This is a genomic window from Microbulbifer sp. MLAF003, from assembly GCF_030012965.1.
GTDB lineage: Bacteria > Pseudomonadota > Gammaproteobacteria > Pseudomonadales > Cellvibrionaceae > Microbulbifer > Microbulbifer variabilis.
Genome location: NZ_CP120232.1, coordinates 2155850 through 2169221, shown reverse-complemented (window position 1 = coordinate 2169221; position 13372 = coordinate 2155850). Strand labels below are relative to the sequence as shown.

The following is a 13372-nucleotide window of genomic DNA, read 5'->3' as shown; positions in this document are numbered from 1 at the left end:
GGCCCATGCGATTTCTCCAGGGACATCGGTTAGCAAAAAATATAAATCTCCCAGAAAGCCCCCGCAGACCACTCATGGTCAAACAACCTACTTACCACTCCTTTCCTCTTTATTTCTGCAAACATTAAATAACCAGAGAGCCCAGGAATGAAACCTATTGCAATTTTACTCCTGCTTTTAACTAGCTTTGCCAGAGCCGAGGTCACTCTGGTTCGAGTTATTAAGTCGGAAAACAAGATGTTACTTATGGATGGACTGGGGGTAGTAAATACCTACCGGGTCGCCTTTGGTGCATCCCCTAAGGGGCACAAGTCAGAGGAGGGAGATGAGAAAACGCCTGAAGGGCGTTACATACTGAATCATAAAAAAGAGGACTCTTCCTACTACCGCACTATGCATATCTCCTACCCCAACGCTCAAGACAAGGCCCAGGCTCTGCAACGAGGCGTTTCTCCAAGAGGCTTTATCATGGTGCATGGCCAGCGTAATAGTCTGGGCTGGCTTGCGGCACTCGCCCAACGGATTAATTGGACGGATGGCTGTATCGCTCTCAGCAACGATGAAAAGGATGAGTTTATGGCCCTGGTACCAACCGGAACACCCATAGAGATTTCCTGGTAACCCCCTGCCCTCTGGGCACCCAAATGGTCAAGGGACTGGATTTCCCCTCGGCAACAGGTCAATATGCCCGCCGTAACTTCAGCTTGGTGGATTGTACAACTTTTAGGCAAGTTGGCGATATTCCACCTTTTAGGACCAGCGAGAAACCGATAGAAAATGACAGTAAAAGTCGAATCCGTAGATAGCCTATTGAAGTCCAGCGGCCGCGAAGGAGAACAAGTTCGCGTGCAGGGCTGGATCAGAACCCGCCGCGACTCCAAGGCCGGCCTATCCTTCCTGGCCGTGCATGATGGCAGCTGCTTTGACCCGATCCAGGTAGTCGCTGAGAATCACCTGCACAATTATCAGTCAGAAGTGCAGCGCCTGACTACCGGCTGTGCAGTGGATATCCTCGGTACCATCAAACCTTCTGAGGGTAAGGGACAATCCATCGAGCTGCTGGCCACAGAAGTTCGAGTTGTAGGCTGGGTTGAAGACCCGGATACCTACCCTATGTCGCCAAAGCGCCACACCATGGAGCACCTGCGGGAGCACGCCCACCTGCGCCCACGCACCAACGTTAGCGGTGCCGTAGCCCGCGTACGTAACTGTATCGCCCAGGCTATTCATCGTTTCTATCACGAGAACGGCTTCCTCTACGTGCATACTCCAATCCTCACCGCTTCTGACTGTGAAGGCGCCGGGGAAATGTTCCGGGTCAGTACCCTGGATATGGAAAACCTACCGCGCACTGATAAGGGCGCTGTGGATTACAGCAAGGATTTCTTCGGCGAGGAGAGCTTCCTCACCGTATCCGGCCAGTTAAACGTGGAAAGCTACTGTCTGGCCATGTCCAAGGTATACACCTTTGGCCCTACTTTCCGCGCAGAAAACTCCAACACCACTCGCCACCTGGCGGAGTTCTGGATGGTTGAGCCAGAAGTCGCCTTTGCGGATCTGGCAGATGTAGCCGATCTCTCCGAGCAAATGCTGAAGTACGTTTTCAAAGCGGTACTGGAAGAGCGTGCCGATGACATGGCCTTTTTCGCCCAGCGTATCGACAAAGAGGCTATCAGCCGCCTGGAGAACATCGTTGATAATGACTTTGCCCGCATCAACTACTCCGAAGCAATCGAAATCCTGGAGAAGTGCAAGGAGAAGTTTGAATTCCCTGTATCCTGGGGTATCGACCTGGCTTCCGAACACGAACGCTACCTGGCCGAGAAACACTTCAAGAAGCCGGTTATCGTGATGAACTACCCGAAGGATATCAAAGCCTTCTACATGCGCATGAATGACGACGGTAAGACCGTTGCCGCCATGGACGTACTGGCACCGGGAATCGGCGAGATTATCGGCGGTGCCCAACGGGAAGAGCGCCTGGAGAAACTCGATGAACGCATGGATGAAATGGAAGTTCCCAAGGAGCACCTGGACTGGTACCGCGATCTGCGCCGCTACGGCACTGTGCCCCACGCCGGCTTTGGCCTGGGCTTTGACCGCATCGTATCCTATGTTACCGGGATGGGTAATATCCGCGATGTGATCCCCTTCCCGCGCACGCCAAAGAACATCTCGTTCTGATGCAATAAAGCCCCGCACGCGGGGCTTTTTCTTTTCCTGCTTTTATTTAAACGGGATACCTCAGGCAATTTGCCCCGTAGCCGTTGCGATAATGTCATCGCTGGCCTTCTCGCTGATCATATAGACCGGCACTACGATAAAGAATCCGGGGATCCGAGGGAACACAGAAGCATCCACAACCCTCAGATTATTGGTACCGTGAACTCGGAACTTGCTATCAACCACCGCCATGGGATCACTGGCAGGCCCCATTTTGTTTGAGCAGGAGGCGTGATGCCCCCAGGATTGGTTTTTAACGAAGTCACCAATCTGTTGATCTGATTGGATGTCAGCCCCAGGTAATAATTCTCTTGATACCTTCTTGCCAACAACGGGACCAGACATTATATCTCTGGAGATCTTCACCCCCTCGATAACAGCCGCAAGATCATCACCCGAAGCATCATTACCCTCACCGAAATAGTGGAAATTGATATCCGGTGTATCTCGTGGATCAGCAGAGCGCAACGTCACCCGCCCAGCCGTATTGTTTGTATGCCCTTTCAACACAATCCAGGAGAAACGGTCCTTGTAATTCCTTAGCGCCTCTGAGTAACCGGGGAAATAACCATGGAAATCTGAAGGTACTCCAAAGATAAACAGATCTGGATCTTCCAAATCAGGTTTTGAACGTTTCACCAGGGATAGCACTGGGCCATTGCCACTATAGGGGCCCTTATTCAACCAGCCATAGCGATATCGGTTCAAGCAGGGATCACCCTCCTCCCCCCAAGTGCAGTCTTTCAGCAGAGCCAGGTCTTCTGTCATCTCACTGACCACACCCACCTCATAACGATCCTGAAGGTTCTCACCTACCCCGGGTAAATCAACAACCGGCTCAATCCCGTAATCTCGCAGCTCACTCGCAGGACCAACACCGGAGAGCTTCAGTAACTGAGGGCTGTTGAAGGCCCCTCCCGACAGTATTACCTCGCGAGTGGCACGCACTTGCCGCAAAGTACCAGCGGAGCCACTTTCATTGTAATAAGGGTCTGCTTTATACAAGCTTGCCCCATCAAGAAACTCTACACCCACCGCAGTTTTGCCTTCAAACAGCACCCGTGTAGCCAGGGCATTAGTGCGTATGTGCAATAAGTTGGGATAAATCGCCTGTGTATCCAGCAAATGCTCACGTACACCGCTGCGCCGACTCTTACTATCAGCCGCCATGGGTGCAATAAACGGCCCCTCTAAACCGCTGGCCACATCCCAATGATTGATATCAAGGTTCAAGCTGCCCGTAACTATCTGGTCGATAGCTCCTTCCAAGCCATATTTGGCCAAGGCCGCCTTAAAAATTTTCAGTATTGCGGGGTCTTCCAGTAACAAAGCCGGATTACCCCGATTGGTAGGTAACCAACCATCAAACCCATGCCGTGAAGGGTTAGAGAAAACCGGACGGGACACATACTCGCAGCGCTCTATACGCTGGAAATATCGCCGCATATTCCAGCTTTCCCAAGAGCTGTCCCCGGTACTCTCTGCAATACGATCAAAGTCATTATTGTGGGGATAGACGGTGATCAGCGCATGGTGGGTAGTACATCCACCTATAGTGGCTGCTCTGGGATACAGAATACCTTTGCCAGGTATATATTTACTATCCAGTTTTTGCTGGCTTAGATCTGCATAGTGCTTAACGAAAAAATCCCAGCTGAGCTTACGGTCCTCTGATGCGAAGGGATGCCAGGCAGGGATATTATGTGTGTTATCACTAGGATCATTGGCACCCGCTTCCAGCACCAGAACCCTGAAGCCGGCTCTCGCTAAGTTTGCAGCCAGTGGGCCACCCCCGCACCGGACCCCACTATCACATAGTCATATTCATCATAGAACTGATTTGACGTATCAGACAGTGCCGAGCTAACACCTGTAGCTACAGCTCCTGTTGCCAAACCGACTTGTAAAGCTCGCTTGGCGAAAGTTCTCCGACTAACGCTTTCTATTTCATTTTTTTATCCGGTGTTTTTTTACTATCCATACTGATTGTTCACCCTAATAGTTTGAGGATCGCATTGCGCGCTATGAGAGGATGTAAACAGCACAACCTTAAACAGCCACTGGAATTTACAACTAAAACGCCTCAAACTTAATGCTCCCGGCTTCTTTAGCAACAAGAAACTTCTCGCTTTTCAACAGACATCTCAAAAAAACAGCAGAAAAAATAATTCACTCTCCCCATTTTTCAATTACATAAACCAACCAATCACAATGAACCGCCGGCCCGCCAGCTCCAACCATCCTGAAAACGATCGGTTATAAAACCACAACAGGAAAAAATGAAGGAGTGATTTGTGCACTCAATAAGCCTACCTAGGTTCTTATTAAGTACTTACTCCAGCCACGCCCTCACCACGAGCACTCACTGCTTATTAAAAAATATTTATATAGATAATTTTTGATTAACCCTCAACAAAAAGTGCCAGCCAGTTACAAAAAGCGACGAATTGATACAAGGTGTGAAATTTACACCCGCCCTTCCTCAAATTATCTAAAATATTACTGTTAAACAGTTGTACTTGTTGCACCAAAGAACTTGGCACAGTTATGATTCACCAAAAGAAGTTAAATAAAAACAAAAAAATATCTTCCATTTTGAAGCCAGGTAGAAACCGGGAATTGACCCTTAAACATTAGATTACCAACAACATAAAAGCCTATTGACCGAGCTATTTTTCAGGGAGATCAAAATGCCCCTCAGCGAAATTTATATAGCCTCAGATTCCCTACCTAAATATGGTCTCCACAAAAGCGAGAAAACTTCTGAGCTCTTGACAGCCAACCTTGACACAACCTTGCTGAACGACAGGAAAATCATTATTGCAAATGGCAAAGGAGTGAGGATTTTTAACCAAGAAAGGATCAATCAGTTAATCCAAGATGGCTGGATTTGCCGATTTCCCGCCGGGACAACTCTTCCAGAAGGCCTAAAAATTGTCGAGCAATCTCCGGGAGAGTTTTATATTTCTCCAGAAAAAAATATGGCCGAGAGGCAGTTTATCGCACTATTAAAAGAAATGTCTCTCAGAGCAATAACGATATTTAAGAGAGCTGATAGAGCCGTACAAATATGAATTTGCACACGCTAAGAGCACCCACATCTAGCCAAAGCAGAGCATAGATATTGATTACAGCAAAAAATAAAACCCTCACAAGGGTGCTCCGATAGAATAGCTCCCTATTTCAATTCTGGGGAATTACTCTTAGCTCCGAGCAATGATCATTAGGCAGACCTTATAGAGATCAATATGTAAGCGACCAATATAACTCAAAGCTAACTTCAATAAATCGCTAAAGAGAAAACCTATTAAAAAACCACCTTAAATTTCACCCCCCATATGCAAGAAAGGAGAGCAAGCAATGCCTAACCTTGTACGGAGCCGCACCGTTGCGACCAGCTGTAATGACCTGCTGGCTGATCTGAGCGCCGCGCTTGATGTAACCCCAGCCAATATGCGCTGTGTCGGTGTAATGATACAAGCGGGAAAAACACTAACTTCACTTAGCAATATAAAAAAGACCATGGGTGGCGGGCACGTTTCTCCATTTGTAGTGAATGCGAATGGACTTCAAAGCTGGGACGAAGTCTGTGACAGCAGTTGGCAAACTTGGGCGCAAAATTCAGCTTCCGGTGAAACTCATGGCACAGTGAATGATGTGATGTTCTACCCAAGCTCAGCAAATGACATAACTGTCTATGTCCACCCGGCAAGTGACACCGAAGTAGCCACCGTAGTAACCAGAGCCCAACAACTCTTGAATGCCACCAATCTCGTGTACAATCATAACCCTACCCTAACATCCAGCTTCCCAACCAAAGGGGACTGTGTAACAAAGAGCGCATGGGTAATGGGATCCTTCTCCTATTCTAAGCCCATGCAAGGAGCTGTGACGCCCTGGGGTCAAGCGGTTATCTATGAAGCCTACACATCGCCAGTCAACTTTATGAGCAAATGGGTAAAGATTAAAAACAAGGGCTGCAAACTTGGTGTGATGAACTAGTCTTCTCCCGTAAGAAAAATTTCACATCAGGCAACCTAGCTTTCATAACCCGGCAATGAAATAGATGAACTCTTATTCTCTACTTGCCGGGTTCATAGCACCTCACCTCATAACCAAGTTATTCAATGCTATAGTTAAATCGATTGACAGCACGGACTTAAAAATCCAACTGAGAGACATAAAATGATCTATCTATTTATGCATGCCGAGGTAGAGGATTTTAGTAGATGGCAGGAAATACTTACAGATTTTAAACCGATACTGAATCAAATGGGGGCCACCAATACCTCGATATATCAGGAGATAGGTAACCTCAATAATATTACTGTGATTCATGAGTTCCCCTCAAAAGAAAAAGCCGAAGCTTTCGTCAATAGCAGTGAACTCCACAAGGCAAGAAAAAAGGCCGGGGTCATTGGTGCGCCTAGAGTTTGGTTTACTGAAAAACTGTAGTTACATTACCTTCAAGCACGATAAATCACCACTCAAGGAACAATCAACTAGATCAAGAAACAGACAAGTAACTCAACGCATATCAGAGCAAATCATAACTTCATCGACTCACTTCAGGTTATACTTTTTAACTGCTAAGGCAGGTTCCATTGGTCCTGATAAATCCACCTGAGGCCTTTTGCCAAACCAATGGGAAAAGTCGAGTAATGATCAGCTCCACTTACTATCTCATCGTTGATAGATATGCCTGTATACTTTCGCGATCGTAAAATCTCGACAAACCTCTTATGACCATCCACCATGTCATTACTCATTCGGCCATCTTCTTTGGTTTCCAGAGCTCCGGTAGCCAAGTAAACATTGGCATTTAACGATTTATACTTCTTTGAATACTCTTCCTCAATATCAAAAATCATTTCATTCTTATACCAAAGTGACGGACTCGTCAGGACATAGCTGGAAAACAATTCCGGCTTGCTCAACAGCACCCAGACGCCAAATGATCCGCCTAAAGATTGACCAGCCAAAATTCTCTTCGCAGGATTTGCACGATAATTTACCTCAACAAACGGTATCACTTCTTCTTCGATAAATCTCAGGTACTCCGGAGCACCTCCAGTCCTATAGCGCTTCCAGCTCTCATCAAGTACAGGAGTAAGGTCACGCACTCGACTAAACTGCCCATTCTCTCCATGGGCAAAAGAGATACCAACCAAAATAGCCTTATTCATACTTTTTAGGTGTGTAACACCTGCAGCAACTTTAAAGGCATAAGGCCCATCATTAAGATATAGAACCGGATACTTTAATTTCTCCGCAGCCTTATCATTATATCCTGCGGGGGTTTTGATATATAAATCATATTTTCGCCCCAGAATCTTTGAATAAACTGTAAAAATTTCAGAGCCTTTTATATTAAATTCCCCAGAAGTCTCAACAACAAGTTCTTCTGCCACGGCAAAATCAAAAGATAATAATATTGCTAACAAAAAAGTGAACCTACGCAAACCCCTCCCCCTCTATATATCCTAAATAGTCGAAAACTATATTCCTGAAAGATTGTATTCTGCCCACAATATTGAATCCCTATTAGCACTGAAATTTCATAGATAAGAAATCTATAAGGACATTGGGGATGAAATCACATTAAACTCATGGAGCTGGATATTACAAAGAGCTACAACCCGTTATCACTTTACAGCTCTATGGACATTCAAATCTTTATCTACCGCTTTAACATATTCAAAAAAACGATCCAAAGCCCTCCCCGATAAATTATTAGAAGCTGGGAGATCTAATCTGAGAGGATCAACTGGCCTACCATTTTTATGTATTTCGTAATGCAAATGCCGCCCTTGAACCCTACCTGTAGCGCCCAGATAGCCTATAACCTGCCCCTGCTCTACTCTCACACCTGCCTTTATACCTTTGGCATAACCTCTTAGGTGTGCATAAATGGTTTGGACTCCCGATTGATGACCAATTCGAATATAGTTACCAAAACTACCAAAATATGAAGCCCTCTCAATAATACCATCACCTGCAGCCAGTATAGGAGTGCCTAGAGGCGCTCCAAAATCTAGTCCTTTATGCATCCTGGTAAAACCCAGTACCGGATGCTTACGTCTACCAAAATATGAGGATAACTGAGCATTCTCTAGAGGGGTTTTCATTAGGAAACTTCTTGAACTTTTCCCATCAGGGTGGAAATAATCAACCACTCCTGAATCGCCATCCTGATAGCGATAAAGAGATATCACGTCATTCGACAATGACACTTCTGCAAAATGTATCGATTGAAAAACTTCGTCACCCTTTAACTCATCCCGACGAGTACTATAAAAAACAGAGAAGCTATCTCCAGATCTAATCTCGCGCTGAAAGTCTACTTCATAGCTCAATATTTCATTCAATTTAACCAGTACCGCATTATTTAGACCAAAGTTTAGTCCTGTATTATATAAACTACCGCTGATCTCTCCCTCGACATAGTAATTTTGTAAGGTCGTTGGATTTTGTTGTTTTACAGAAATCAATTCTTGGCCATCTTTCTTTATTTCCAAACTCTCAGCAAATGCTAAATTTACACTAAGGCTTTGAAACCGTGACTCTTCATCGAAGGCCAATAGAAACTTCTTCCCAACCGCTACTGCATTGATATCGAGGTACTCTGATAAGAGCTTTACAATCATTAAAGATTCTTCTTTCCCTATTGAGTTTTCAGCCAGTAACGAAAGCACTCCTTGATTTTTTGAAAGAGATACCTCTTTTACCCTGACAACCATGCTCTCTAAGGCAGAAGAACCCTCTTGATTTACACCTACTATTGGCCCGTTTCCTAGCCTCAAAGGCATTTGACTGGGCTTTGAAGAGAAAAAAATTGTCAAGATATCATTATTGATCTTAAAAAAACCTTCATGCTGAGATAAACCCTTTGCTTCCATCACCGTTAACGGGGATATCACCACCAACAAAATAGAGATACACTTTAGAATCGTTTTACTACAGGAGCTAAAAAACCAACCGGATGTGACATTACTCATTAGAACCCCGGCCATAAATCAACCAAACCACAACTTCAGTAAGTATTCAGGATTTACTCTCTCACCTTGTTTTATCAGCTCAAAGTGAAGATGAGGGCCTGTTACTTTTCCAGTAATACCAACTGTTCCAATCTTCTGCCCCATTTTTATACTTTGTCCTACCTTTACTTCCCGAGTATCTAAATGTGAGTAAAGTGTTTGGATGTTTTGCCCATGATCAATGATAATAATCTTTCCATAATTTTTGTGTCTATAGTGATCAGTTGAAACGATAACAACTCCTCCAGCAGGAGCTACTATCTCTGTACCGAGCGGCGCGGCAAAATCAGTGCCTCGATGTGAATTATTTCTAACTTTATTTAAATCGCCAAATAGGCTACTGATACGAGCATTTTGAATTGGCACTATCCAATTCTCTACTTCAGGATTAACTATCGACAAGCTTGGTTTTGCCATAGCCCCCACAACCGTAAAAAACACTGTAAAGAATATAAGTGATACCCTTAAAACTCCCATTTTAAACTTGTTAGATGAAGCACTCTCTTGAGCAGCATCTCTGATATTTAACATTCTCTTTTTAATCAAGGATAACTGGCTGGTCTTATCAAATATTGAGAAAGCCACAACACCATTGCGATTATCTGGCCCCGAACACTCCTGTAATGTGCGAAGCATTGCTTGAGCGTATACTTTGCCTAAACCCATACCAGCGGTCCTCAAAACCTCTCGATCGCAACTTAGCTCAATAGCCCACGACAATTGTTCTTTAAACCACTTCAAAAATGGAATAAACCATAAAAAACAGCCCAATATATGAGCAGCCATAATCAACATCGGGTCATGTCTTCTTATATGTGTTAGCTCATGCTCCATTACTAGCTGCTTTTGTCCTGCATCCATCGATAATAAGTAACTAGGCAAAACGAGATTCAACTTGAAAAGACCGAAAACAAATGGAGAGCACTTAGCCTCTGTAACAATCACTCGTACATTGTTCTTAGACAAGTATTCATATTGCGCGCTAGTTAATAGGCTACCAATGACTTTTTTCTTAATCACTGTTTTAGCCGTTGTCTCTAAGCCTCTAAGCAGCCGATAATGCCTTCGAAACATCAATGATAGGCTCAGTAATGTTCCACTAATATAAAAAATCAACCAGCCGCTGGCCAAAATATCGATATCACTTAACTTTCGCGCTCCATCCTCCAATAAAGGGCTTGCTCCCAGACGATGGCCAAGATTTACATCGAGTGGAGCGACTTCATAACTGACTTCCGGTACCAACCCTGTTGGTGAGATATCCAACAATTGCGAAAGGAAGAATGGCAAGCTAATCACGCATAAAGTACATATCCAGAAGCTACGCCAGTAGTAAACAATCTTAATCCTGGTGCTAACCAGAGAGGATATTCCCCTTACAACGATATATATGAGGCATGCCCAAAGAAAAGAAAATATAGATACAACCAGAAGATTGAAGGCAAAGGGTGACAAAGAGGATATTAATTCCAACATATTACTTCACGCCTCTTGCCTTCAATCTGCATCTGGCCAGCTATTCAACATTTCTTGCAGTTCTTCCAGTTCCTTTTCATCCACTAGCTTACTGTTAGCAAACATGGCTATAGGAAGAGGGCCATCCAGCTCAAGAACCCGCGTTGCAAAGTCAGTAGCATAGTGAGCTAGTGTTTCAACCTTATCGAGAGCCGCCTTATAGACCTGAATACCATGCACCTCAGACTGAATCACAAGTGATTTATCACGCATTCTGTCCAGCGTTTTTCGGGTGGATGAATAGGACCATTGGAGTTCAGATTTCACCTTTTCATGTATTTCTCTTGCACTAAGGGGACTTTGCTTCCAGAGCGCTTTCAGCAGAGCCAACTCAGTGGGGGAAGGTTTAATTTCTTTCATATATTTTATTCTCGCGACACTTGGTGTATTTTCGCTACACAGAAGGCAAGTATGCGACAAGTGTCGCATTGCGTCAAATCTCAAGTTATGACAAATGCCTGCCTGCCTTTGATTGATTTTTAATCAAAGGCAGGCGATAGAGAGGACTCTTAATAAAAGTTACTACGCATAAAATATTTAGAGGCGCTGACCCAGCGACTAAAAGGAGTAGTGCAAAAGAGAAGTAACAGGCTAAAAAGAGCAGCTATGCATAAGCATTCATAAAGGCGATACGAAACAATCTGATTAACTCCGCTTCACGGTTTTTAGAACTAACCCCAATGGAGAGGAATCGGGATACCTACCGCCCCTGGGGTAACCATGGTTTAAACCTGCCGTAAGAGTTTTATTCTTGCACATCGGAAATCATCTGTGTACTTCCCATATTTAAAGATAGCCTTTTTAAAAACGCCTTCCAATTCCTAACCAGATTTTTCCAAAACTCTTATCGACGCTCTATTTTCAGGTGCTACTGAAGCAAACAGCCCAACGATGGGTCCCTTTGAAAAGATATAATTAATAAATTTATCAAGGGCTGTAGATCCAATTCCCTTTCCCCAGAAATCACGAGCAATCCTGCACCCCATTTATGCAGAGTGAACATGCTCATTAGCTTGACTATTAGCAATAATTACCCCGCAAAAAATTCCTTCAAACTCAATAATTTTTACAACCCCAATTTCTTTACTTCCGGTACGTACCCACCATTCAGTATCTTTAAGTATATAGGGTTGAGGTATTTTGGATGATAGATATTTAACCGTTTTTTGACATTCAAGTATTGGACTAGCATTGCTTCATCCGCTTCGCTCAAACCTCTAAACTTAATCATCTTCACGCGCCAGCGCGTTTAATTGCTCCAGACTGTTCCCGTCGAGCCCTACGTTTATCAAGAGTCATCATCAGAGCGCACCTGATCCAATTGCCCAAGTGCAAATTTGCCCCTCTCAGATACGGAATCTGACTTATCACTAGCAAAATGCTCAGCTAATCTCCGTCCCTATTGTCCTAACTTATCAAAGCCCCTGATAGGAATTCAGCTGAAACACGCCTTACAAAGGAAGAGGGATCTAATGCAGTTTTTTTAACAAGGAAAGCACTGCTATAGCTCTATTTAACTTCCTCTCTGCAACAACAGCTTGCACTCCACCTTCACAGTAACGAATATCCGTCTATACCCACTACTTTGGAAGTAAAAGGCCTATAGCTTGTTTAGTGAGTGCTTGAGTTTGCATCTTACTTGAATCCACAAACCCAAATTATACCCCAAAAACATATTTACCTTGCTCCACCTCAACATTTGGTGGCCTGCCATGAACCAGAAAGTACTTATAGCCACCTTGCAAATTTCTCCAAAATTCATACCACCTATGATCCCGATACTTATCTAAATTTTCATCTGTCAATTTGAACGGAAAAGCATGCACCCTGAAGAACGGCTGCCCCCTTTGAGAGCTTCTGTTGCCAATGTATATATTTCATTAATATTAGTATCTGTCATGGCATAACAACCAATAGAAACGCAATCACCATGAACCATTAAAGCGCTGCCTGTCCTACCCTGCATACGGTCATATTTATTCGGGTAGCCTAAGTTAAATGACAGGTGGAATTGACTCCAAGGATTTAAGCGACCTGCGTTAACAAAGTAAAACCCTTCAGGGCTTTGTAGATCCCCCTCCTGTTCTTTTGGCCCCAAATCTCCGGAGTAGGCACATATCTCATACTCTTTGAATAGCTTGAACCTTCCATCATTAGACTCCATCCAAAGCTCCAAAGTGCTTGACCCTTTGAAAATCCTGATGAAAATCGGGGCGCCATACTCCAAATTTTGTGCAGTCAGCTCACTCATGAGCCTACTCTTTACACTCTTAGTAGCAGCTTCAGATCGCTCACTCGAGGGAAGCGTGGAAGCCCCTACTTCTCCAACTAAGAAGCTTAAAACCAAAAATAAAGTTAAGTTATTCATTTTCCTAAACAAGTAAAAACAAGAATCTGTGGCTTTGAAAAAATCGCATCAAGAATTTTCAGTTATCCAATTGTTACTATTTTGATAGGCATTACCAGTTCAAAGAACTAATCACTGTACATATTTTCTAGTGAAGGCCAATTTCGGGCAATCACTTTATTCAATTTCACTGGCACGGCATTTACTGATAGATAAATAGTCAATCTGTTAACATTCTGAATGCCTACCG

The 13372-nt window shown here is 44.1% G+C and carries 12 protein-coding genes; 5 read left to right on the top strand and 7 right to left on the bottom strand.

Going from position 1 to position 13372, the window contains the following annotated elements; genetic code table 11:
* Positions 1-147: 147 nt before the first annotated feature.
* Both P3339_RS10540 and asnS read left to right on the top strand, forming a co-directional pair.
* Entirely contained in the window at positions 148-621 is a 474-nt protein-coding gene (locus P3339_RS10540; RefSeq protein ID WP_020412984.1) for a L,D-transpeptidase family protein, read from the top strand.
* A 156-nt stretch (positions 622-777) separates the two neighbouring features.
* Positions 778-2184, top strand: coding sequence for an asparagine--tRNA ligase (gene asnS / locus P3339_RS10535; RefSeq protein WP_020412985.1), 1407 nt, complete (start codon positions 778-780; stop codon positions 2182-2184).
* A 60-nt stretch (positions 2185-2244) separates the two neighbouring features.
* On the opposite strand, the gene P3339_RS10530 is transcribed toward asnS, so the two are convergent.
* Positions 2245-3966: a GMC family oxidoreductase gene (locus P3339_RS10530; protein ID WP_282953350.1), complete on the bottom strand. Its 1722-nt coding sequence runs from the start codon at positions 3964-3966 to the stop codon at positions 2245-2247.
* A gap of 947 nt (positions 3967-4913) precedes the next feature.
* Here P3339_RS10530 and P3339_RS10525 point away from each other — a divergent pair.
* The 3 genes from P3339_RS10525 to P3339_RS10515 all read left to right on the top strand — a co-directional run bounded on the left by P3339_RS10525 (position 4914) and on the right by P3339_RS10515 (position 6678).
* A complete protein-coding gene (locus P3339_RS10525; RefSeq protein ID WP_282953349.1) occupies positions 4914-5297 on the top strand; it encodes a hypothetical protein in 384 nt (127 codons plus the stop codon).
* 286 nt (positions 5298-5583) lie between these two features.
* Positions 5584-6225: a hypothetical protein gene (locus tag P3339_RS10520; RefSeq protein WP_020412988.1), complete on the top strand. Its 642-nt coding sequence runs from the start codon at positions 5584-5586 to the stop codon at positions 6223-6225.
* A gap of 183 nt (positions 6226-6408) precedes the next feature.
* Positions 6409-6678 (top strand): DUF1330 domain-containing protein, encoded by a 270-nt coding sequence (locus tag P3339_RS10515; RefSeq protein ID WP_282953348.1) that lies wholly within the window; start codon positions 6409-6411, stop codon positions 6676-6678.
* Positions 6679-6812: 134 nt separating this feature from the next.
* Here the strand turns inward: P3339_RS10515 and P3339_RS10510 are convergent, their stop codons facing one another.
* From P3339_RS10510 to P3339_RS10490, 6 genes are all read right to left on the bottom strand, one after another.
* Complete coding sequence (locus P3339_RS10510) at positions 6813-7685, bottom strand: alpha/beta hydrolase (RefSeq protein WP_282953347.1); 873 nt, start codon at positions 7683-7685, stop codon at positions 6813-6815.
* A gap of 183 nt (positions 7686-7868) precedes the next feature.
* On the bottom strand, positions 7869-9221 hold the full coding sequence (locus tag P3339_RS10505) for a M23 family metallopeptidase (protein WP_282953346.1): 1353 nt from the start codon (positions 9219-9221) through the stop codon (positions 7869-7871).
* An 18-nt stretch (positions 9222-9239) separates the two neighbouring features.
* A complete protein-coding gene (locus P3339_RS10500; protein ID WP_282953345.1) occupies positions 9240-10736 on the bottom strand; it encodes a M23/M56 family metallopeptidase in 1497 nt (498 codons plus the stop codon).
* Positions 10737-10757: 21 nt separating this feature from the next.
* Positions 10758-11135 (bottom strand): BlaI/MecI/CopY family transcriptional regulator, encoded by a 378-nt coding sequence (locus P3339_RS10495; protein ID WP_020412993.1) that lies wholly within the window; start codon positions 11133-11135, stop codon positions 10758-10760.
* A 461-nt stretch (positions 11136-11596) separates the two neighbouring features.
* Complete coding sequence (locus P3339_RS23435; RefSeq protein ID WP_353056902.1) at positions 11597-11761, bottom strand: GNAT family N-acetyltransferase; 165 nt, start codon at positions 11759-11761, stop codon at positions 11597-11599.
* Between the two features lie 815 nt (positions 11762-12576).
* Positions 12577-13026, bottom strand: coding sequence for a L,D-transpeptidase family protein (locus tag P3339_RS10490; RefSeq protein ID WP_282953344.1), 450 nt, complete (start codon positions 13024-13026; stop codon positions 12577-12579).
* Positions 13027-13372 lie beyond the last annotated feature (346 nt).